At 64.8% G+C, this 21,136-nt stretch carries 23 protein-coding genes and 1 pseudogene; 13 read left to right on the forward strand and 11 right to left on the reverse strand.

The genetic code is table 11. The features are described 5' to 3' along the window. Window position 1 precedes the first annotated feature (1 nt). The 4 genes from G9463_RS07560 to G9463_RS07575 all read left to right on the forward strand — a co-directional run bounded on the left by G9463_RS07560 (window position 2) and on the right by G9463_RS07575 (window position 4,047). Window positions 2–1,684, forward strand: coding sequence for a histidine kinase N-terminal 7TM domain-containing protein (locus tag G9463_RS07560; RefSeq protein ID WP_165896379.1), 1,683 nt, complete (start codon window positions 2–4; stop codon window positions 1,682–1,684). A 289-nt stretch (window positions 1,685–1,973) separates the two neighbouring features. Next, a complete protein-coding gene (locus G9463_RS07565; protein WP_165896380.1) occupies window positions 1,974–3,077 on the forward strand; it encodes a tRNA (guanine(26)-N(2))-dimethyltransferase in 1,104 nt (367 codons plus the stop codon). Window positions 3,078–3,181: 104 nt separating this feature from the next. Further along, the gene (locus G9463_RS07570) at window positions 3,182–3,640 is read left to right on the forward strand and encodes a hypothetical protein (RefSeq protein ID WP_165896381.1); all 459 of its coding nucleotides are present in this window, start codon (window positions 3,182–3,184) and stop codon (window positions 3,638–3,640) included. Further along, complete coding sequence (locus G9463_RS07575) at window positions 3,637–4,047, forward strand: SHOCT domain-containing protein (protein ID WP_193569558.1); 411 nt, start codon at window positions 3,637–3,639, stop codon at window positions 4,045–4,047. Before G9463_RS07570 ends, G9463_RS07575 begins: the two co-directional genes overlap by 4 nt. Window positions 4,048–4,060: 13 nt before the next feature. Here G9463_RS07575 and G9463_RS07580 read toward each other — a convergent pair whose 3' ends face one another. After that, window positions 4,061–4,747, reverse strand: coding sequence for a helix-turn-helix domain-containing protein (locus G9463_RS07580; protein WP_241244094.1), 687 nt, complete (start codon window positions 4,745–4,747; stop codon window positions 4,061–4,063). A 75-nt stretch (window positions 4,748–4,822) separates the two neighbouring features. Then, on the reverse strand, window positions 4,823–5,239 hold the full coding sequence (locus G9463_RS07585; protein ID WP_127013908.1) for a hypothetical protein: 417 nt from the start codon (window positions 5,237–5,239) through the stop codon (window positions 4,823–4,825). A gap of 94 nt (window positions 5,240–5,333) precedes the next feature. Between G9463_RS07585 and G9463_RS07590 the strand changes: the two genes are divergently transcribed. The 3 genes from G9463_RS07590 to G9463_RS07600 all read left to right on the forward strand — a co-directional run bounded on the left by G9463_RS07590 (window position 5,334) and on the right by G9463_RS07600 (window position 8,966). Continuing rightward, a complete protein-coding gene (locus tag G9463_RS07590) occupies window positions 5,334–6,770 on the forward strand; it encodes an MATE family efflux transporter (protein ID WP_127013909.1) in 1,437 nt (478 codons plus the stop codon). Window positions 6,771–6,840: 70 nt separating this feature from the next. Beyond that, on the forward strand, window positions 6,841–8,076 hold the full coding sequence (locus G9463_RS07595; protein WP_004960133.1) for a YihY/virulence factor BrkB family protein: 1,236 nt from the start codon (window positions 6,841–6,843) through the stop codon (window positions 8,074–8,076). Beyond that, window positions 8,073–8,966 (forward strand): phosphatase PAP2 family protein, encoded by an 894-nt coding sequence (locus G9463_RS07600; RefSeq protein ID WP_165896382.1) that lies wholly within the window; start codon window positions 8,073–8,075, stop codon window positions 8,964–8,966. Before G9463_RS07595 ends, G9463_RS07600 begins: the two co-directional genes overlap by 4 nt. A gap of 12 nt (window positions 8,967–8,978) precedes the next feature. Here the strand turns inward: G9463_RS07600 and glnA are convergent, their stop codons facing one another. After that, a complete protein-coding gene (glnA, locus tag G9463_RS07605) occupies window positions 8,979–10,334 on the reverse strand; it encodes a type I glutamate--ammonia ligase (protein ID WP_004960127.1) in 1,356 nt (451 codons plus the stop codon). Between the two features lie 126 nt (window positions 10,335–10,460). Between glnA and lrp the strand changes: the two genes are divergently transcribed. The 3 genes from lrp (at window position 10,461) to G9463_RS07620 (ending at window position 13,140) form a co-directional block, all read left to right on the forward strand. Continuing rightward, window positions 10,461–10,919, forward strand: coding sequence for an HTH-type transcriptional regulator Lrp (lrp, locus tag G9463_RS07610; protein ID WP_004960124.1), 459 nt, complete (start codon window positions 10,461–10,463; stop codon window positions 10,917–10,919). A gap of 140 nt (window positions 10,920–11,059) precedes the next feature. Then, on the forward strand, window positions 11,060–11,656 hold the full coding sequence (locus tag G9463_RS07615; RefSeq protein ID WP_011224422.1) for a TetR/AcrR family transcriptional regulator: 597 nt from the start codon (window positions 11,060–11,062) through the stop codon (window positions 11,654–11,656). Next, entirely contained in the window at window positions 11,653–13,140 is a 1,488-nt protein-coding gene (locus tag G9463_RS07620) for an MATE family efflux transporter (RefSeq protein WP_004960120.1), read from the forward strand. Before G9463_RS07615 ends, G9463_RS07620 begins: the two co-directional genes overlap by 4 nt. 45 nt (window positions 13,141–13,185) lie before the next feature. Here G9463_RS07620 and G9463_RS07625 read toward each other — a convergent pair whose 3' ends face one another. Beyond that, a complete protein-coding gene (locus G9463_RS07625) occupies window positions 13,186–13,728 on the reverse strand; it encodes a Rieske 2Fe-2S domain-containing protein (RefSeq protein ID WP_007187830.1) in 543 nt (180 codons plus the stop codon). A 97-nt stretch (window positions 13,729–13,825) separates the two neighbouring features. Here G9463_RS07625 and G9463_RS07630 point away from each other — a divergent pair, with 97 nt between their 5' ends. Together G9463_RS07630 and G9463_RS07635 are read left to right on the forward strand one after the other, a co-directional pair. After that, window positions 13,826–14,125, forward strand: coding sequence for a hypothetical protein (locus G9463_RS07630; protein ID WP_007187829.1), 300 nt, complete (start codon window positions 13,826–13,828; stop codon window positions 14,123–14,125). A gap of 167 nt (window positions 14,126–14,292) precedes the next feature. Further along, the gene (locus G9463_RS07635; protein WP_127013910.1) at window positions 14,293–14,877 is read left to right on the forward strand and encodes an NADPH-dependent FMN reductase; all 585 of its coding nucleotides are present in this window, start codon (window positions 14,293–14,295) and stop codon (window positions 14,875–14,877) included. A 2-nt stretch (window positions 14,878–14,879) separates the two neighbouring features. Here the strand turns inward: G9463_RS07635 and G9463_RS07640 are convergent, their stop codons facing one another. Together G9463_RS07640 and G9463_RS07645 are read right to left on the reverse strand one after the other, a co-directional pair. Continuing rightward, a complete protein-coding gene (locus G9463_RS07640; RefSeq protein WP_165896383.1) occupies window positions 14,880–16,400 on the reverse strand; it encodes a hypothetical protein in 1,521 nt (506 codons plus the stop codon). Window positions 16,401–16,538: 138 nt separating this feature from the next. Then, window positions 16,539–17,033, reverse strand: coding sequence for a hypothetical protein (locus tag G9463_RS07645; RefSeq protein ID WP_165896384.1), 495 nt, complete (start codon window positions 17,031–17,033; stop codon window positions 16,539–16,541). A gap of 171 nt (window positions 17,034–17,204) precedes the next feature. On the opposite strand from G9463_RS07645, the pseudogene G9463_RS07650 reads away from it, so the two are divergent. Beyond that, window positions 17,205–18,064, forward strand: a pseudogene (locus G9463_RS07650) (transcription initiation factor IIB family protein). Here G9463_RS07650 and G9463_RS07655 read toward each other — a convergent pair. The 5 genes from G9463_RS07655 to G9463_RS07675 all read right to left on the reverse strand — a co-directional run bounded on the left by G9463_RS07655 (window position 18,043) and on the right by G9463_RS07675 (window position 21,136). Then, window positions 18,043–18,759: a P-loop NTPase gene (locus G9463_RS07655; RefSeq protein ID WP_121302145.1), complete on the reverse strand. Its 717-nt coding sequence runs from the start codon at window positions 18,757–18,759 to the stop codon at window positions 18,043–18,045. The pseudogene G9463_RS07650 and the gene G9463_RS07655 sit on opposite strands and share 22 nt — an antisense overlap. Next, on the reverse strand, window positions 18,756–19,523 hold the full coding sequence (locus tag G9463_RS07660) for a hypothetical protein (RefSeq protein ID WP_165896385.1): 768 nt from the start codon (window positions 19,521–19,523) through the stop codon (window positions 18,756–18,758). The genes G9463_RS07655 and G9463_RS07660 overlap by 4 nt, the downstream gene beginning before the upstream one ends. A 32-nt stretch (window positions 19,524–19,555) precedes the next feature. Beyond that, window positions 19,556–20,365, reverse strand: coding sequence for a hypothetical protein (locus tag G9463_RS07665; protein ID WP_165896386.1), 810 nt, complete (start codon window positions 20,363–20,365; stop codon window positions 19,556–19,558). Next, a complete protein-coding gene (locus G9463_RS07670; protein WP_049939047.1) occupies window positions 20,362–20,697 on the reverse strand; it encodes a hypothetical protein in 336 nt (111 codons plus the stop codon). The genes G9463_RS07665 and G9463_RS07670 overlap by 4 nt, the downstream gene beginning before the upstream one ends. A 166-nt stretch (window positions 20,698–20,863) precedes the next feature. Beyond that, window positions 20,864–21,136 carry a hypothetical protein gene (locus tag G9463_RS07675; RefSeq protein WP_004960088.1) on the reverse strand — a complete coding sequence of 91 codons (273 nt, stop codon included), beginning with the start codon at window positions 21,134–21,136 and terminating at the stop codon, window positions 20,864–20,866.

Genomic DNA, 21,136 nt, shown 5'->3' on the forward strand with positions numbered 1-21,136 from the left:
CATGAACCTCGACCTCCCGTGGCTGGCGCTGGGCTCGTTTGCCTCGGGATTCGGGTCGCTGTATCTGCTGGCCCAGCTCCAGGCACACTGGGACAAGCCCGGCGCGCGGTGGTTCGTCGCGACCATCGTCACACAGACGGTCTGGTGTTTCAGCTACGGCGCGGCACTGCTGGTGTTCGACTCGACACTGCGCCTCGCTCTGGAGATGGTATCGTGGCTGGGCATCATCTGGATTGGCTTCTGTTTTCTCTCGTTCGCGCTGGGATACACGGGCCGGACGAACGTCCTCGAAAGCGGCTGGTACCGTGGCGTGGCGGTGCTGCCGCTCGTCGAAACGGCGCTCGTCGTCACAAACCCACTCCATACTGTGGTCTGGCAGGGGTTCCGGGTCGTACCGGCTGCCGGCAGCGCGGGGGCCGACTACGCCGTCTTGCCGGTGGGACTGCTCACAATCATCGTCGCGATGCTGTTCGTCAGCTTCGGGACCCTGCTGGTGTTCGATACGGTCGTCAGCTACGGCCCGCTGTACCGGCGCGAGGCGCTGGCGGTCGGCTTGAGTCCGATACCGCCCGGGGCCGCAGTGTTGCTGTGGGCCGGCGGTATCGGGCCGGTTCCGGCAGTGAATCTGACGCCGCTCCTGTTTCTGCCCCACGTCGCGCTGGACCTGTACGCGTTCGTTCACAGCGATATGTTCGAGTTCCACCCGGCGACCCGGCGGGCCGGCGAGCGGGCAGCAATCCACGACATCGCCACGCCGGTCGCCATCGTCGACGAGCAAGGGCGCGTCGTGAATCTCAACCCCGCCGCCGAACAGATGCTCGCCGTCGACAAGCACGAGGCACTGACGGAGCCGCTGAACGGTTTTCTGGGTGGCGATGACATCGCAACCGACGGGGGGAGTTCGCGGGTGTCCATCGAGGCCGATGGTCGGCACCGCGAGTACAAGGTCCAACAGACGGCGCTCCGAGACGAGACGGGCACGCAACTGGGATACACCGTCGTCTTTCAGGACATCACCGACGAGATCCGGCGTGAACGCCGCCTCGAAGTGCTCAATCGCTTTCTCAGACACAACGTCCGCAACGAGAGTGTCGTCATCCAGGCTCGGTCGGAGTTGCTAGCAACGGAACTCGAGGGCGACCACGCGGACTATGCGGCGACCATCGAGCAGTCTGTCGGTCGTCTGGTCGACTCCGGCCAGAAGGCCCGGACCCTCGCCGAAGCGGGGGCCGGAAATGCGACCCCCGAACCCGTCGTGCTGGCCGACCTCGCCGCCGAAGTCATCGACGCCGCCCGCGAGGAATACGACGGCTCGGTCACGGTTGAGATACCCGACGACCTCCGGCTGACGACCCAGCCCGCCCTGCTGGAAATCCTGCTTACCAATCTCGTCGAGAACGCTCTCCAGCACGTTCCGGACGCCGTCGTCACCGTCGGTGCGAAGGTCGAGGGCGACGATGTCGTGCTGACCGTCAGCGACAACGGCCCCGGCGTGCCCGAACACGAACTCGGCGTACTGGAGCGGGGCCGCGAGACGGACCTGAACCACGGCAGCGGCATCGGCCTCTGGCTCGTCCGCTGGACCGCGACGACGCTGGAGGGCGACCTCGATTTCGACACGAGCGACGGGACGACGGTAACCGTTCGACTGCCCCGAGAGCGGACGGCCGCCGAAGCAAGATGAGTGTGGTAATCACGGGGACAGTCTGCCGGCCGTGCTGAGTGCGACTGCACAGCCGGCATGCGCAGTGCGATTACACTGCCAGCACGGGTGGGACTGGAAGGGGCGAGGCGCTGGCGGACGGCGGGCGACGCAAGCACTGCACGAGCGACTGTAAGGAGCGAGGCAGCGCGCAACGAGACCTCCGATGCCAGCGCCTCGGGGCTTTCTGGCTGTTCACGCCACCCTCAACTATGGAAGCATCAACAGGCAGGTTCGAACGACTTAACGGCACCCGCACGGACCGGTGAGTATGCGCGTCAGTGAGGGCCGGGTGACGGTCACGGTGCCGGAACAGCCGGAGGCGGGGAAGGGTGCGGACGTATTCTTTAACCCCGTACAGGAGCTGAACCGCGACATCACCGTGGCGGCGCTGCGGGCCTACCGAGAGCGAACCCCCCGCGTGTCGACGTATCTGGACGCCACCGCCGCCAGCGGTATCCGTGGCGTCCGCGCGGCGGCCAACGACTGGGAGACGACGCTGTGTGATATCGACGACGACGCAACGGCGCTGTGTGAACAGAACCTCGAACGCAACGACCTCGCGGCCTCGGTCCGGCGGTCGGACGCGAACGTGCTCATGCACTCCGAGGCGTTCGACGTGGTCGACGTGGACCCCTTCGGCACGCCGATTCCGTTCGCCGACGCGGCGGTGCAGGGGACCAAACACCTCCTCTGTGTGACGGCCACCGACACCGCGCCGCTGTGTGGCGCGCACTTCGAGAGCGGCGTCCGCTCGTATGGCGCGGTGCCACGAAATACCGAGTTCCACGCCGAGATGGGGATGCGCGTCCTTCTATCGGCGATGGTCCGCACCGCCGCCCGCTACGACATCGCTGCCCGACCGATTCTCAGCCACGCGACCAAACACTACGCCCGGACCTATCTGGAGTTCGACCACGGCGCGAAGGTCGCTAACGACTGCATCGACGAACTCGGCTACGTCCACCACTGCCAGCACTGCCTCTGGCGCGACCACGATTACGGCCTCATCGCCGACGCGCCCGACGTCTGTCCGGTCTGTGAGAAACACCTCCAGACGGCCGGTCCCATCTGGCTCGGTCGGACCTGTGACCCCGAGTTCGTCAGCGACGTCTCCGAGCAGGTGAGCGAAGAGATGGGCACCGCCGACGAAGCCAAAGAACTGCTGGCGACGCTCGGGGCCGAAATCGACACGCCGACCCACTATGACCAGCACCGCCTCTGCAAGCGCTGGGGGCGCGGCGCTGAAGCCATGGACGAGTTCATCGAGAAGCTCCGTGACGCTGGCTACGCGGCCTCCCGAACGCACTACGGCGGCACGACGTTCAAGACGGACGCCGACGTGGTAGAGATACGCGAGGCGACGGCAGACTGAGACTGCCGGTTGCTCGTTGACCGCCGGCGAACAGCGGTACCGGTACTAGCGGGATGCAACATGTTGCTGTAAGCGTCACCTCACTGTGTCCGTTCTGTGTACATATGGAACGGAACGAACACCGTTCGAACAGTCGCGTCGCAAGTACGGCTACCGTCCCGAGAAAGATGATTCTCGTGTTGTTCGTGCCGGCGCTATTCGGGGCCGCGCATCACGTCGACCACATCATCCGCGGGAACCACGTGGGTTGGCCGCTGACCCCCGAAGTAAACGCGTTCACGCTCAGTCTCGCCGTCTACCCACTCCTGGCAATCGGCCTCGTCCTCACGGTAACCGGGCGGACCGGACTGCGGTACTGGCTCGGATTTTTTACGGCGAACAGCGTGGTGCTCGCGTCCGTCCACCTCGGTCCCTGGGCTATCGAACCACCGTCGGACATCATTGCACCGTACAGCGATCCGATGCTCGGCTACGGGGCCTTCGGGGTCCTGCTTGCACTCATCGCTGCTGTCGCCATCGGGGCAGCGTACACCGGGGTCCTCGTTCTTCGAGGTGGCCGATGAGCCAAACGCTGTCCCACGCGCGCCCCAAGCCGGTGAGCGCAGTCGTCTCAGCAGTCGTGACGGCGGCCACACTGCTCATTGCGTTCGGATTGCTGGCACTGGGCGTCGAGTCGTTCTGGCTGGTGTTCGTCGTCGGCTTTGGTGTGGTCCTCCCGGCGGCAGTGGGGGTGGTCGAATACAATCAAGACAGTGACACCCGCAATACGACCACCGACCGGGAGAGCGAGACAGAGTCGGCGCTGGCCACGCTTCGCCAGCGGTACGCTCGGGGCGAACTCTCAGAGGTTGAGTTCGAGCGGCGGCTTGAACAGCTTCTCGAAGCGCCGTCATCGCCGGCAGAACGCACACGTGAGACGGCTCACTGGACCGAGGAGCAACACGGTGTGTCCAGAGTGAGCGACCAGTAGTCGTCACTCACGGTTAGCGATTCTCCGGGGACTGCGAGGCCGCCGTGGTGAGAAACCACTTGACAATTCGCGTCTGTCCACGTCTGAGCACACGGCTCGCGGTCGACTTGTCGATATCGAGCGCCGACGCTAGGTCGGCGAGCGTGCAGTCGCGGGGCAACTCAAAGTAGCCCGCTCGGAGCGCAGCCATGAGGACGTCCCGCTGGCGCTCTGTCAGGAGTCCGGACGGATCTGTGCTGTGAACGAGCGACAGCAGCTCGTACTGCCGACCTGCGTCCTCAATCGCCGTCCGGAAGTGGTCGAACTCCGCACGGGACCCGGTGAGGTCGAACTCGTACCAGCCGTTCTCGGCAGTGACCGGGTACTCGATAGGGAGGCCGGACTCAGCGACGAACTCGTACAGGTCCGTGTCCGTCGTCTCGTACTTCGCGAGTACCCGATCGGCAGTGCGTTCCAGTTCCTCGTATGCGGTAACCGAGGGATGCGTCGCGATAGCGTCGCCGGCGGTCGCGGGGTCATCGGTAATTACCTCGCCGAGTTCGACCGCCCTCGTCGCGGCTCGAATACCGGAGAGCAACCGGAACGTGGCCTGCGGGTTCGCCTGTGAGACGTCAGCGATCCAGATGTCCTCTGGGAGGCGAATTCGAAGCCGAGCGGCAATCACGCCGACCGCCTCCGGCAAGATGTTGGCTGTGGCCACGGCATAGTGTCGCCAGTCGTACCACACAGCCGGACTGTGTAAATCCCGTGGCGAGCGTCGCCGTCGGCAATCGCCTCACCGACCGTTCGCCCGGCCGACGCTCTCTCGAACCGCGGAGACGAGGTCATAGCCCAGCAGATACACCGGGCGCAGGAAGTAGTTCGCCATCCCCGCGAGCCCAAGCAGCCCGCCGATAGCCTGCACCTCGCCGGGTGTGGCCGACAGGCGAACGAGCAGCGGCAGAGCCGTAACGAGCGGCGCGAGCCACAGCGACTGGACGACGCCGTCCAGATCGACACCGGCGACGGAACCGAATCGGTCCTCGTCAGGGCGGACGGCGTACAGCACAGCCGTCAGTACCAGCAGGCCCACGACAATCGGCAGGGACGCGCCGACCCCGGCGACGCCAAAGCCAATAGCCAGCGCGGCCGCGACGAGCAACAGGATCGTCACCTGCATCGTCCCGTTCCGGATGGCCGCTTCCGTATCCATACCCGGTCGTTGCGGCGGCGCTGTATAAACCCTGTGAGGGCGGCTCCCCTTTCTTAACGCCTTTCCTGTTCGACTGCAAAGGAGGGGCGAACACGTGCCCTCCACGTACAATCCAGTCCGTGGCGTCCTGCTGCTCGTCGGCAGCTTGCTCGCGCGGTTCGGGCTTGTCGAACGCGAGCGGGTCCGGCGAGCGACGGACCTGTCCTGGCCCCGGATCGTCACCGGACTCGCCCGGATGTCGAAGTCGACGGTCGACGTGGCGATGGTGGGGCTGGCGCTCGGACCGACCGCCATCGCCGGCGTCGGCTTCGCCGCGCCGTTCTGGGAACTGGTGTTCGCGCTGGGCGCAGGTGTTGCTGGTGGGACTATCGGCATGGTGTCACAGCGCTACGGGGCCGACGCCGGCGAGGAGCTAGCGGTCACCGTTACGACCAGCAGTGTCGTCGTGGTAGCGGCCACTGTCCCGTTCGCAGTGGTGTACTGGGTCCTTCCAGGCTTACTCGTCGATCTGGTTGGGACAGGGCCACAGGCAATCAGGTACGGTGTGCGGTACTTGCGCGTCGTCGCCCTCGGTGTGCCGTTTGCAGTGCTCAACCTCATCGGGAGCCGAGCACTCGTCGGGGCTGATGACGCATGGACGCCGATGCTGTTACGGGCCGGCGGTGCGGTCGGAAACATCGTGCTGAGCGCCGTCCTCATTTTCGTGGCTGACCTCGGTGTCGTCGGTGCGGCGCTCGGGACAGTCGTTGCGAACGTCCTCGTCACGGTCGGGTTCGCTGTCGGGCTGACTCGTGGACGACTCCCACTCGTCGGTACACTGCCGATACAGATACCGGTCACCCGGCCGTTCTTCGATAGCGGACTGGCTCGCGACCTCACGAGGACCGGGGCCCCGCTCGTAGGGGCCAACCTCGCACGGACCGGGGCGCAGTTCCCCCGGCTGTTCATCGTCGGCCTGTTCGGGCCCGGCGTCGTCTCGGCCTACGTCGTGGCACTCCGCGTCCGGGCGCTGCTTGATACGCCGAACTGGGGGCTGAGCCTCGCATCGAGTAGCCTCGTTGGGCAGGCACTCGGCGACGATGACGAGGCCGAGGCGACCATCTGGGCGGAGACAGTACTCCGGCTGAGTATCGGCGTGTACATCGTCGTCGCAGCAATGCTGCTCCCGTTCTCGCGGGGCATCGCCCGTCTGTTCGTTTCGGACCCCACAGTGCTCCCGCTGGTGACAGTGTTCGTCGCCGTTGCGTGTGCCAGTGTCGTGTTCCGTGGCGTCGACGGCGGCTCAGTCGGGCCGCTCCGTGCCAGCGGCGACACGCGCTGGCCGTTTTACTCACAGCTGGCCGGGATGTACCTGTTTGCCCTCCCACTGGCGTATCTCGGCTACGTCACGCCGCTTGGCAAACTCGCGCTATACGCCTCGCTCGTCGTCGAAACGGCGGTTCCCGCGGCGGTGACCTACTATCGGTTCCGGTCGGGGACGTGGCGGGTCGTGAGCCGGTCGTACCGGCCCGACGCAGCGCTCGACGACTGAGATAGCGTCGATGGCCGACTGACATCAGCCAGTCGACAGTATATTTGTGGCTCCACTCTGACGTGCTCGCGTGGACCGCACACGCGCTGTCTCCGTCGGTCGGGCTGTCATCCGAACCGTTCAGGAAGAGGAGGTCTCCTTTCTCGCCGCCGGCATCGCCTACTACATGTTCGTCTCGCTCCTGCCGCTGTTGTTGCTGACGCTGGTCGTCGGCACGCTGGCGGGCGGAGAAGCCTTCGCAGAGCGAATCGTGACGGCGGCGGGAGATGTGCTCACACCGGCGGCGTCGACACTGCTCGAAGACGCGCTGACCAGCGGGGCCGGTCGCGGTGGTGCGACTGTGCTCGGTGTCGGCGTGACGCTGTGGAGCGCGCTCAAGGTGTTTCGCGGACTGGATACGGCCTTCAGCCGCGTCTACGGGACGGACGGCCCCGACTCGATTGTCCGAGAAATCGTCGACGGGCTGGCCGCGCTAGGCGGCATCGGCATCGCACTGGTCGGGCTCGGTATCATCGGCGCGTTCGGGACGGTGCTCGGCGTACAGGTCGCGCTCGGCGGGCTCGCGCTCGTTCCCGTGCTGGCAGTCGCCTTCCTCCCGCTGTACTACCTCTTTCCCGACCAAGAGATGACACTGCGGGAGGCCGTTCCCGGCGCGGTGTTTGCCGGTGGTGGGTGGACACTGCTCGGGACGGGGTTCAACGTCTATGCGGCGCAGGCCGATTCCTATCAGGTGTATGGCGTCATCGGCGGGGTCCTGTTGCTCGTGACGTGGTTCTACTTCGCCGGACAGGTGCTCCTCGTGGGCGCGGCGGTCAACGCAGCGCTCGCGGACCGGCAACTACAACAGGTATCGCGCCGACGGTCCGGCAAAGCGATGAGTGAGGACGCTGACGAGACCGACACGCCCCCGCCAGCCGGAACCGGGCCAACCGGACGAGACACTGATACGCTGACAGACGAGGAACTACAAGAACTCCGCGAGGAGTTCGAGTCGTTCCGCGAGGACATCGAGGGCCGGACGCTCCACCGTGACGAGGTGCGGTCGGACCTCAAGCAGTACGTCCGCCGCCGGATGCGCCGCGGCCACGCCCGACAGTGGGGCCCCTACATCGTCTTGCTGTACGGCACGATCATGACCCTTGGCGCGTTCTACTACCTGAAGGGGCTCTGGGCCGTGCTGGCGATGCTGGTCATCTGGCTGTCGGTACTGGGCCTTTACGCTATCATGATTGCTGTCGGTGTGACGCTTACTGCCACCGGCCTCCCCGGACGACTCGTTGACCGCGTGCGCGACTGGCGACAGTGATACGGGCTGTCGGCGTCACCGAGGTGCTGTCGGCGCTGCCCGGCGCAGTCGTCGTGCTGTTCTCCCTAATCACCCAGCTGGGTGATTTCTGGTTCACGTTTCTGGCCTGTGGCCTGCTGTACTGGCTCGGCCCGTGGACGCCGAAACTCGGGCAGGACCTCACTCGCGACCGGACGGCGATGCTGGTGGCACTGCTCGCCGTCGGCGTCGCGCTCGTCGTGTCACTGAAAGGCGTGTTCGCGCTGCCACGGCCGCCCGGGGCGGGCACGGCCACCCACGCCGAACTGCTCCCGGCGGCGCTGCGGGGCGTCTACGAGTCGATGGCGACCGGCGAAGGGTTTGGCTTCCCCAGTGGCCACGCCACCCTTTCGCTGCTCGTCTGGGGCGGCATCGCGTGGGCGCTCCGGGTCGGCACGCGTCGACAGCGCACCGCTGTCGCCGCGACAATCATTGCCCTCGTCGGGCTCTCCAGGCTGGTGCTCGGCGTCCACTACCTCGCCGACATCGTCGCGGGCTTTGCCATCGCCGGGACAGCCCTCGTACTCGCCCTCGGCGCACTCAAAACGCCCGAGCGAGTATTCGGCTTCGCGGCAGTCATCGCCGTGGCAGGGCTGTTCGTCACCGGCGTTTCCCGCAATTCGGCCGGCGCGCTGGGTGTCGCTGTCGCGGGTGCCGTGGTCTGGGCGCTCCTAGGAGATTCAATCCCGGAACCGACCCGGCACGGTGTCGGTATCACAGCGCTGCTGGGCGTTGTCTCGGTTGGAACGTTGCTCGGGGTGACGTTCGGGTTAGACCCGACGCCGGGCGTCGTCACGTTACTTGCGGGGCTTGGGACCGGGGCCCTGCTAACGCTACCGCTGGCCGGCGAGCAACTCGCGAAAAAATACTGAAGTGGAAGCCGTTTAGAACTTCTCGAGGTAGCGGTCGAGTTCCCAGTCGGAGACGTCGACGAGGTACTCCTTGTGCTCCTGCGTTTTGGCCTCGACGAAGTTCTCGTAGACGTGCTCGCCGAGAGCGTCCTGAATCACTTCGTCGTCTTCGAGCGCTTCGACGGCTTCGCCGAGGTTCGACGGGAGCGTGGTGATGCCGTACTCCTCGCGTTTCTCCTCGTCGAAGTCGTAGATGTTCTCGCGGACAGGGTCGTCGCATTCGAGGTCCTGCTCGACGCCGTCGAGACCGGCGTGGATGAGTGCGGCGAAGGCGAGGTACGGGTTACACGACGGGTCGGGGAAGCGAGCCTCGATACGGCTTGCGGCCGGGGTGCGGGCGGCCGGCTTGCGGATGAGCGCCGAGCGGTTACGGTCGGACCAGGCGACGTAGACGGGTGCCTCGTAGCCCGGGACCAGACGCTTGTAGGAGTTCACGGTCGGGTTCGAGACGGCCGTGATAGCCGGTGCGTGCTTGAGGATACCGGCGGTGAAGCTCTTTGCCGTCTCGGAGAGGTTGAACTCGTCGTCCTCGTCGTGGAACGCGTTCTCGCCGTCCTCGGTGAACAGCGAGAGGTGCGTGTGCATCCCGGAGCCGTTGATCTTCGGGATAGGTTTCGGCATGAACGTCGCGTGCAGGTCGTGCTCGGCCGCGATGGCGCGGACGACAGAGCGGAAGGTTGCGACGTTGTCGGCCGTCGAGAGCGCGTCGTCGTAGGTGAAGTTGATCTCGTGCTGGCCCTGAGCGACCTCGTGGTGGGAGGCTTCGATGTCGAAGCCCATGTCTTCGAGGCCGTAGATGATGTCACGGCGCACGTCGGAGGCGAGGTCCTTCGGCGCGAGGTCGAAGTAGCCACCGGCGTCGTTGGTCTTGGTCGTCGCACGGCCCTCTTCGTCTTCTTCGAACAGGAAGAACTCGGGCTCGGGGGCGGCGTTGACCGTATAGCCCATGTCGTTTGCGCGCTCGATCGCACGCTTCAGGACGCCGCGCGGGTCACCGGAGAACGGTTCGCCGGTCGAGGTGTCGATGACATCACAGATGAGACGGGCACTGGAACCGCCTTCGACGTTTTCTCTCCACGGGAGCACGGAGAACGTCGAGGGGTCCGGGTCCAGACGCATGTCGGACTCCTGAATCCGGACGAAGCCGTTGATCGAGGAGCCGTCGAAGTAAATCCCCTCTGTGAACGCTTTCTCTGCCTGGTCGGCTGTGATCGAGACGTTCTTGATCGTGCCGAGGATGTCGGTAAACTGGAGCCGGAGGAAGTCGACGTTCTTCTCGTCGATTTCGTCGAGTACCTCCTGTGCCGCCTCTGAAAGTTCGCTTGTCATCTTTGGACACCCGATAGGAGCGGTGCTACTACTAAAACCCTGCTGATTTGCGCAAAGGTTTCGACGCTTTCGCCTACATTTGGACATTCGTAAAATTCTAATCCCTGGGGGGCGTCCCCCGATGTAATGACGTACGAAAATCTCGACCGTGAGCTAGTGAATGCCCTGCTTGGGGATGGCCGTGCCAGCCTCCGAAGCCTCGGAGAGGACCTCGACGTATCGGTAACAACCGTCTCAAATCACCTCTCCGATCTTGAGGACGAGGGGATCATCAACGGGTACACCCCCAAGGTCGATTACGACAAGCTTGGCTACGACGTGACGGCAATCATCCAGCTCAAGGTGGAGGGGTCGTCGCTCCCGGCAGTCACCGAAGACCTCAAAGAACACAAGCAGATGATCTCCGTGTACGAGGTCACCGGCGACTACGACATCATCGCGGTCGGGAAGTTCACCGATACCGACGGCATGAACGCCCAGATCAAAGAGCTCCTCACCGACCCGGATATCAGGGAGTCGAACACCTCCGTCGTACTCAACGCCGCAAGCGAACACGAACAGTTCGACCTCGACCTGAAGGAGTAGCGACTGGCCTTCTGCCGTCGTTCCGACCTCTCCCAGAGCGACGGCTCCCGCGAGTCTGAGCCCGATATAGCAGGGCATGCGAACCCACCCGCAGACGGTACCGACGAATACTTGACTGACCAGTCAGTTAGTAACACGTAATGGATGACGGCGATACGGCCGACGATATTATGGATGCGACCTACCGTGCGCTGTGTACGCACGGCTACGCGGATCTGACGATGCAGGACATCGCTGACGAGTCGGACAAGAGCAAGGCTGCCCTCCACTACCACTACGACAGCAAACACGACCTCCTCTGTGCGTTCCTCGAATACCTCTATGACGGGTTCGTCGACCGGATCGAGGACCCCGCCGGCGAGACCCCACACGAGCGCCTGCTTTCGCTCATCGATTCCGTGCTGGACAAGCCGGATGACGGGAGCGAAGAGTTCGGGACGGCGATTCTCGAAATCCGCGCCCACGCGCCATACGAACCTGGCTTTCGCGAGCGGCTCACGAAGTTCGACGATTACCTCGTCGACGAACTCGAAGTGATTCTCGAAGACGGTATCGCTGACGGGACGTTCAAATCGGACCTCGACGCCGATGAGACCGCCCAGTTCATCGTCACCGTGCTGACCGGGGCTGCGACCGAGCGCGTCACGACCGGACGCCCGGTCAAGTGTACCAGACGGATGCTCACCGAGTACGTCGAGACGCACCTTCTCGACGGACAGCAGGAGGTCACAGCGTGAGCGTCCGGCAGAAACTAGGCCGCTTGGGAGCGCGACTCGGGAACCTGTTCAAGGGGCAAGAGGAACTAGAACTGACAAGCGGCGACATCGGCAAGCCGCTGCTGTTTCTCTCCTTCCCCATCGTCATCACGAACCTGCTCCAGGTGGCGTACAACCTCGCCGACACGTTCTGGCTCGGCCAGTATTCTACGACAGCGCTTGCGGCAATCTCCTTTGCCTTCCCGATGATCTTCCTGCTCATCTCGCTCGGCATGGGACTGTCAGTGGCAGGCAGCGTGCTGGTCGCCCAGCACACCGGGGCCGAGGAGCACCGCGAGGCCGAGTACGCCGCCTCCCAGACCGTGACGTTCGCGCTGCTGGCCTCCGTGTTGCTCGGCACGGCCGGCTACTTCTTCGTCGAGGACTTTCTGTCGCTGCTGGGCGCATCCAACGAGGTGCTCCCGGGCGCGACAGGCTACCTACAGGTCGTTTCGCTCGGGCTGACGGCGATGTTCGGCTTCTTCGTGTTCATCTCACTGATGCGCGGGGCCGGGGACACCATCACGCCGATGCTGGTGATGTTCGGGACCGTCGTACTGAACATCGTCATCGACCCGTTCCTCATCTTCGGCTGGTGGGTGTTCCCCGAGATGGGTGTCGTCGGCGCGGCCGTCGCGACCATCTTCTCCCGCGGTGTGGCGCTAGTCGTCGGCATCGGTATCCTCCTGTCGGGGAGGCGCGGCGTGCGGATTCACCTCAGCGATATGGCCCCCGACCTGGAGTACCTCCGGAAACTGCTCAGGCTGGGCATCCCGGCCTCCGTTGAGGGGACTGGCCGCGCACTGTCGGTCAACGCCATGCTGTTCATCGTCGGGACGTTCTCCGTGACCGTCGTGGCAGCCTTCGGCGTCGGTATCCGCGTGTTCTCGCTGGTGTTCATGCCGGCCATCGCGATGGACCGCGGCGTCGAGACGATGACCGGCCAGAACCTCGGTGCCGAGCGGCCTGACCGCGCAGCGACGGCGAACCACTTCGCCGCAAAAGTCTCGTTTGCCATCCTCACCGTCCTCGGCGTGGTTACTATCTTCGCCGCCCCAGCCGTCGTGAGCGTGTTCAGCGACGACCCCGAGGTCGTCCGCATCGGGGCCGAGTTCCTCCAGTGGGTCGCCCCGACCTTCGGCTTCATCGGCATCGTTCGGGCCTACTCCGGCGGGTTCCGTGGGGCCGGCAAGACACTCACCGCAGCGGCGCTGGCAGTTACCATGCTGGGAATCATCCGCCTGCCGGTCGCCTGGGTCGCCTCCCGCCCGGTCTCGGTCCCGGCATGGCTCGGCCCGCAGGTCGTCGACCTCTTCGCGTACTCACTGGCCGAACAGGGCATCTGGCTGGCCTTCGCCGTCTCGAACGTCCTCGCGGCCGGCCTTGCAGCGGCCTGGTTCCTCCGAGGAACGTGGCGTGAGGCCGACCCGCGGAACAACAGCGAACCGGCCGTCGCCGACGACTGACGGCGCTGCTTATTGGGAGATAACCGAAAACAGTCTGACAGCGTGTCAGCGCCGGTCGGCCCGCTCGAAGCGCTCGTCGGTCAGGTACACGTCGCCGTCCCGAACCGAGACCTCGATACTGTCGAGAGCATCGCCAGCGCAGGGCCCATGCGTGCAGACGCCGTCGTCGGGTTCGAACTGCGCGCCGTGTTTGTGACACACCAGCTGGTCACCCCGTACAATCGCGCCCCGGCCCGGGTCCAGCGGGACCTCGGGCTGGTGGGGACAGGAGTTGCGCCAGGCGGCGACGGCATCGCCCGAACGGTGCAGGATGCAGTTGACACCGCGCCGACCGTCGCGCGCCTCGAAGACGAGCGTGCTGTCGGTGGGCACCGAATCGAGGTCGACGATACGGCGCGGCTCGTCACCGTCGTCGTTGTCGTCGGGTGACTGCTCGTCGTCACCGCTGGACTGCACATCGTCGCCAGTCCCAGAAAAGCTGAATCGGACGGTCGCGTCGCCGGCTTCGACCTCGCCGCCGTCGTCGTGGATGCGGACCGACTCCGACTCGTCGTCAGCGTCAACGGTCACATCCACGGGGTCGCTCATAGCAACCTGTCGGCGATTGACACACATATCGATGTCGAAGTCGTCCGCAGGGTGCCGATTGCAAAACGGAGTTATGTCAGCCCCTCAGAATATGAGTATGGACCGAGACGACGTTTCCGTCGAAGTGGAAGTCGAAGTAGAGATAGACACAGCGGAACTGGAAGCCGAAGTCGAAGACATGGCTGAGTTCGAGGCAGAACTAGAGGGCAAAGGCGTCGAAATCGAACTGGAAGCCGAAGTCGAGTTCGCTGAACACGACGAACACGAGGAGATGGATGAGACGGAGGAGGCCGAACACGAGGAGATGGACGAGGCAGACGCAGAAGCTGAGACGGCGGAGTCCGAAGCCGGCGGCGAGACGGACGAGACAGCGGGCGACGACGAAGACCAGGCGTAGTCACAGACAACGATAGCCGGGGTTGGCAGGGTATTCCGCAGTGAACGCGGGTGAAAATCGCAATGTCACAACGGATCGTCTGGCGACGTAGCCACCTATCAGAATACGTACTGAAATCCATTTCTCAGAATACTTACTGATAGGCGGCAGCTACGAACAGGCACACAATGCACGACACGCCACACGTTATCGGTGTCAGCGGCAGCCTTCGTGACGAGAGCGGAACCAGAATCGCCGTCCAGCACGCCCTCGATGCAGCAGCGGGGGCTGGCGCGACGGTTGCACACATCGACCTTCGAGAGTGGGACCTCCCGCTGTTCGACCCTGACGCGAGTGCGGCAGACTCCGGTGACGGCCCGGAACTCGCTGCCCGTGTCCGCGAGGCCGACGCGATGGTCCTCGGAACGCCCGTGTATCATGGCACAATCGCCTCACCGCTGAAGACGGCGCTCGACTACTGCAGTATCGAGGATGTCGAGGGGACGACCGTCGGCATCCTTGCAGTGGCCGGCGGCGGGTTCCCCACGCCGACGCTACAGCATCTTCGGGCCTCCGTCCTGGAGTTGAAGGGCTGGCCGCTCCCGCAAGATGTCGCCATCCCCGACTCGTGGGCCGCCTTCGAGGACGGCACCATCGCCGACGGAGACATCATAGAGCGTGTCGAAGAACTGGGCGCAAGCGTCGTCGCGTGCGCAGGGATTGCGGACCAACGCGAGGAGGCGGAACAGTCGGAACTAGCGACCGGGGACTGAGGTTACTCGAACCAGTCGACGAAACTCCCCTCCAGCAGGTTCCCCTCCTGATGGCGGATGTAGGTGGCCTGCATCCCCCAGATGGCTTCGGCCAGCGGGACGTTCTCCTCGACGCGGCGGCGGACGTAGTCGTGTTTCCAGCGTGCGGGCGTGAGCCGGCGGTCGACGCGCTCGCGCAACGGCCGGATGTATCCATGGGCTTCCTCCGCCGAGAGGCCGCGCTGTTCGAGGCCCTCGCGTGCGTGCTCGAACAGTTCACCGTATATCTCTTCGGTGCTGGTCGTCGTTGCTCCATCAGCGGTGATCCACTCGATTTTCGCCCGGAGGCCGTTCCGAGCGGCGGTGTAGAAGTTCTGCTTTGCCGTCTCCCAGTCCAGTGACTGGATTGGGTGTTCGAGTCGCGGTAGGCTCTCCATCAGGCCGGCAAAGACGGCTGCAAAACCAATCGCGTCGTCGACGGTCGGCTGTGCGGCCAGCGGGCGGAACTCGATGCGGGCGTTAGCCGCCGACCGGGTGGCTCCCTCAAACACCGGCCTGACCCACCGCCAGTAGGAGCCATGCTTGTGCCGGAGGTGAACGAAGTCGTCGTCGAAGCGGGTGCCCGACGGCAGGTCGACCGGGACGATGGTGTCGTCCGCGACGATGTCGTCGATGGCATCCTCAACGGTGTCGAAATCCGGTGGGAAACAGACCTTCGGTGGCGTCGAATCGCCATCGGGCGGATTGAGGACTGACTCGAAGACGCCGATGCGGTTCTCCATGTTCGCCCCCGCAACGATCTCCGGGTCGGGCGCGTCGTCGTACAGGTCCGGCGGGAAAAACGGCGAATTGACGCCAAGCGCCAGCAGCGGCGCAGCAATTCGGAGCGCGTAGCTGAAATACTCCGGCAGGTCCGGGGCGTGGGGAATCTGGTAGTGGGGTTGAATCGAAGTGATAAGTGATTCCGGCATCACCGTCTCGGCCTGCAGGGAGACGTGGGGTGCGTCAATTTCGAACGCCGAGGGGTAGTCCGTATTGGCCATCGTGTGATAGCGGACGGAGTCCGACATGTTCGTCCCAATGCGGACACCGCTCTGTTCGACACAGTCACAGAGATACGTCTCGGCTGTCTCGCCGGCGGGCGGAACAGTCCACATACCGTCGGAGACGAGGCGGATGCCCTCGTTGCGTACCCGTTGCTGGGCTGGCATCAGCGACGCCTTCAGTTCGTTTTGCTGGGCCGCCAGCCCGTGGGTGTTCAGCGGCTGCGGGCTCGTCTGCATCTCGGCATTGTGCAGGCCAAGTTCCTTCTCGAACCCGATGAGTTCAAGCAACTGGCGGGGAACCCGCTGGAGCGCGTCGGTTTGCTCATCAACAGCATACAGCTCCAGTTCCATACCAACGATCGCTTCCGTGTTGTCAAACGTCCCGTCACGAACAGCGGATTTGAGCGCCTGCGCCTCCTCGCGAGCGCGCTCATTGAACGCCTCGCTGTCCGTCGCAAGCACCTCTGCCACCCGGTCCGCCAGTTCCGAAGCCGACATATCTCCGGGTTTGCAGCCATGGGTGTTAAGCATGCCCCAGACAAGAGGTGGGGAGCGAGAGAGCAGTTGCGACACCGTCACAGCAGCTCGCCGACATCGCTCACTCCCGACCTCGCCGAAAAAGCTATTCACACACGCTCACAGCAGCTCGCCGACGTCGCTCATCGTCTCTCCTAACGGGTCCCGGTCCTCAGTTGTAAGCGCTCCCTCGACGGCGTCACGGGCCGCGGGCAGCGGGTCGTGCGTCTCGATGTACACAGCCAGGGCAAACTCCTGTTCAGTCACGTCAGCGAGTGCGATGGCGTCGCTGCGGGAGAGGTCTCCGGCAAGCCAATCGGCGATTATCTCACGGCCCTGTGGGCCGACCGGTGACACTTGCTCGCCGACGAGATGGAGCGTCTTTGCGGCCAGCACGGGCGCAACACCGGCGGCGCGGCCTGCATCGCCCACACTCCGACCGGCTGCGTAGGCCTCGACGACAGTTGCCGCTGCCGCCGCCGAACACGGGAGGTCGTCGGCAAACGGGACCAGCCGCTCCGGGAGGGGCGCGTCCGTCTCGTCGACAGCAGCGACGCCGCGGTCACGCTGGCGGGTCGTGACCTCGACACCAGCGGCGATATCCGACAATGCCATTAAAAATTTACTTCTCTACATTGGAATTTAATGCTGTCGGTATCTCGATAGGCGCTGGTGTCAATCCCAGTTCCTACCTACCGGTTACCGGTAGGCAGTTTCGCCGAAAAGCGCCCGGAAACCCGCCGTTGCATCGGTTTTTTAACCCTCCATCCAGCCGTAGGTGGAAACATGAGTACGACGGTAACGCAATGTCCGGAGTGTAACGGGTCAGTCAAACAACAGGGCGTCGAATCGGTCTGTGGCAGCTGTGGGCTGGTCGTCGGCGAGGACGCCATCGACCCCGGCCCGGAGTGGCGGTCATTCGAGGATGACGACACCGACCGGGCACGCACGGGCGCGCCGCTGACGCGGTCGCGTCACGACCGCGGGCTCTCGACGAAGATCGGCCGGTCGACACGGCTGAAAGGGCGCAAGCGGCGGCAGTTCGCCCGCCTCCGGCGCGAGCACAACCGCGCCCAGATCAGCTCGAAACGCGAGCGAAACAAGGTGTACGCCTTCACCGAGATCCGACGTATCATCAGCTCAATGGCGCTTTCAGACGCGATTCGGGACCGGGCCTGTGTGCTGTTCGAATCCGCACAGAACGAGGATCTGCTGCAGGGACGGACGCTGGAAGGGTTTGCGGCCGCGGCCATCTACGCCACCTGCCGGACCGAAGGTGTTGCCCGGACCGTCGACGAACTCTGTACCGTCGCCAAGGCGACACAGGCGGAACTCCGCGCGGCCTACGACGCTCTGAACAGGGAGCTCGGGCTGCCGACCGGTCCGATTGACCCACGCGAGTACGTCCCTCGGTTCGCGACGACGCTGGACCTGCCGACGGCGGCCGCCAGCGCGCGGAACAGCTCGTCGACGAGGCACAGGACCGCGGGCTGGTCAGCGGGCGCAATCCGGCCGGCGTCGCAGCGGCGTGTCTCTATACTGCGGCTCAGGAGCAGGACGTGGCACTTACGCAGGCCGAAGCGGCAGAGACAGCGGACGTAACGCCGGTCACGCTACGCGGGACCTACACCGAGCTACAGGAATAGACGGCGTCAGCGAGCGATTCAATCGAGCGCCGAGCCGACGTGTCTGGCGCTGTTTCTCGAAGCGGCTGTCCATGGGCCTGTGCCGTCGCTAGCGGCTCACTTTTCGGGATAGCGACAGCTGGTGCACCGAACCGGTCCGCGACAGCCCCGGTCGCGGGGTTCGGACCGGCACGGTTGAGGACGACCCGACAGAGTCCGGCGTCGAGTTCGCGGGCCAGCGCCCGGACCCGAAGCGCATCAGCGAGCGCCGCGTCCTCCGGCGTCGTGACGAGTACCGCAACGTCGGCAGCAGCAAGGGGTAACCCCACGTCGGCGTGCATCCCCGCCGGCGAGTCCACAATGACCCAGCGATAGGTCCGCTCCAGCGCGGCGAATACATCTGTGAGCCCCCGCAAGTCGGCACTCCGAGCACCGGCCAGCGTTCGTCCGCATGGGACGAGAGTCACTGGACCGTCCTCCCGGACAGCTTCGTGCGGGTCGGCGCGGTCGGCAAGAACGTCGTGCAGGTCGGGACCACGACTGGACGGGAGGTCCGCCATCCCGAGGTCGCCGTCAACGACGACGCTCCCGGCGTTCGCGGTCGAGTGCGAATCCCTGCTGTCGGTCCGTTCGAGCGCGTCGAGTTCTGCCGCGAGATTGTACGCGACAGTCGACTTGCCGACACCGCCTTTCCCGCCGGTGACTGCCAGAATCATGCCAGGCGGGACAGGGTCTCAGTCGGCACCGTGGCAGCCGCTCGTCGGTCGGCGAGCCGCTCGGCCCGTCGGGCCAGCGCCCGGAGCATTTGCTCGTCGGTCTCGCCCCGTGCCGCGACCGTCCGGACGCCAGACAGGCCGTCTGCCGTGCGAACCGCAGCCGTCGCCGCTGACAGCGAATCCGCCTCGGCTAGCCGCTCAGCACGGTCGACCCGCCCAGCAACGGTTTCGAGCCACTGCGAAACTGCATCGGGGAGTTGCTGGTCCGGCTGGTGCCCGGCCGCAGTCCTCGGTTCGGCTGACGGTTGGCGTCCCGCTGGCTGCGGTTCGATGTCTTGTTCCGGCATTGGACCGGGCGGCCCAGCGCTCGCGGCTTCGGCTACGTGCACTGACTCAGCTGTTGGGACGGCAGCAGCAGGCGGCGACGGGTCACCCAGTTCTCTGAGAACGGCGTCCGCGGAGTCGAGTCGGTCGTCCGCTATCGTCGTATCAGGTGCCGGCTCGGTACTCACCAGCTCCGCCGGCTGTGCAGACGGTGGGGCTGGCGTCGCGTACCCGAGCGCCTGCGTTTCCGGTCTGAGGACCCCTTCGAACCCGTCCTCGGACCAACCGGCTGCAGGAACGCCCTGCGTTCTCGGCGGCCAGAGAGGGCCATCGAGACGGTTCCGGACAGTAATTCGAGTCGGTTCGGCGATGTTGCCGACAGTCGCTGTGACGAGCGTCACGCCGTCGACTCGCTCGGCGCGACAGTCGAAGGTAACCATAGGAACGGTGGCCCGGCCTTCCGATTTAAAACTCAGCAACGGACGACGGGGGCGTCAAGACAGTCCGACGCAGCCGCTGGCGTCCTGAACCGGTCCGTTTCGAGGACGACCGGTGCAGGCGTTTTGGCGACCCGAAGTACGGCCAGGGCAGCCGTTACTGGGTCGGCATCGAACGGGTCGTCCGGAACTGGCCCGGGAACGGCTTCGATGGCCCGAGCGAACGTATCAGCGCACCGGTCAACGAGGGTCGCTCGGGCGCTCCGCCGGAGGTTGGCCAGTTCGTCGGTAAGCCGACGCTGTTCCTCCAGCGTGTCCCGATAGGCGCGTGCCCGCTCCCGACGGAGTTCGCGTGTCTCTCTGGCGGCAGCCCGCCGGGTCTCCCGTTCGCTCAGTTCTGTCGCCGCGTCCCGGAGGTCAGCCTGTACCGCCCCGTCGTCCGCCCCGACCGCCTGCCGAGCGGTAAGGCGACCGCGGTGGGTAGCGACCGCTTCCTGCAGGCCGTCGATGGTCGACTCCGGGACTGGGTCGATGGGGTCCGGCAGCTCCGGCGGCGAGCACTCAAGTTCGGCCAGCTGGGCGTGGCACTCTGTGATGGCGTCGTCCTGTGGCGTCTCGTATCCCCGTGACCGAGCGGCAGCCGCGAGCGCAGTCCGCGTTCGCAGTCCCATCGATGGATGGACGTGCCCTGCGTAGGCGTACACGAACGGTGGTTCCGGACAGGAAACGACCGGAACGGACTGCTGCCCGCGGATGCTTGCGGCGATGGTCCGACCGTCGACGTTTCGGGTGCGAAGGTCGACGACAGCGCCCGTGTACGTGGTTCCAGCGACGTGGAGCTTCACAGGTCAACGCCTCGGAGTTGGTCCGGGTCCGGGAGGTCACGCCCCGACGCGAACCGCTCGTATGGCGTCGCCGGTTCCTCGCGTGCCTCATACCGTTTGGCCGCCTCACGGATATGCTCCGGAGCATCTGTCGGCTCGAACGGTTCGACGTGCTCGATCTGCACGTCAAGGTCGTGTTTCTCGTGGAGCCGAAGCGCCTGAAAGGCCCCGAACTCTGTTCCGGCGAACAACGCTGCTCTCCCGAACTGCCGAACGACACAGTCTTCATGGGCACGACAGGCGTTTCGCAGGTCTCTGCGTGCCGCCCGGGAGTACGTGACGACGAGTAGCACTGGGTAGACATTGCTATTATTACTATAAAATTTTACTGAATTGAATGGGCAGTAGACTGAATATATATGCTAGTCGCCAAGAAAGATAGGGGCAGGCGGACTCGGGAGTCAGTACTGTAGGGGAGGTGTGGAATGTGCCGACAGTACTCACACTGCTCGAAAAGGTCTACTCGACGACTGTGACGGTGAATTCGCCGGCATCTGAGACGAGGTCCTGAACCCGCTCGCGGGCCGCTGTCTCAGACGGTGCGAGGACGACGAGACCATCCACGGTGGCTCCACCGTTTGCCCGATAGGCCTGCAGGTCGCCCTCGAACTCAGTCGCATAGGTCCGGAGCGTCCCACGAACGTCCCGTTCGAGGTCACTGAGCGACCGTGACCCTGCCTCGAACTCGGCCAGCGCCTCCTCGATGTTGCGGAGTGCGGAGATACGGTCCAT

Source organism: Haloarcula sp. JP-Z28, from assembly GCF_011440255.1.
Classification (GTDB): domain Archaea; phylum Halobacteriota; class Halobacteria; order Halobacteriales; family Haloarculaceae; genus Haloarcula; species Haloarcula marismortui.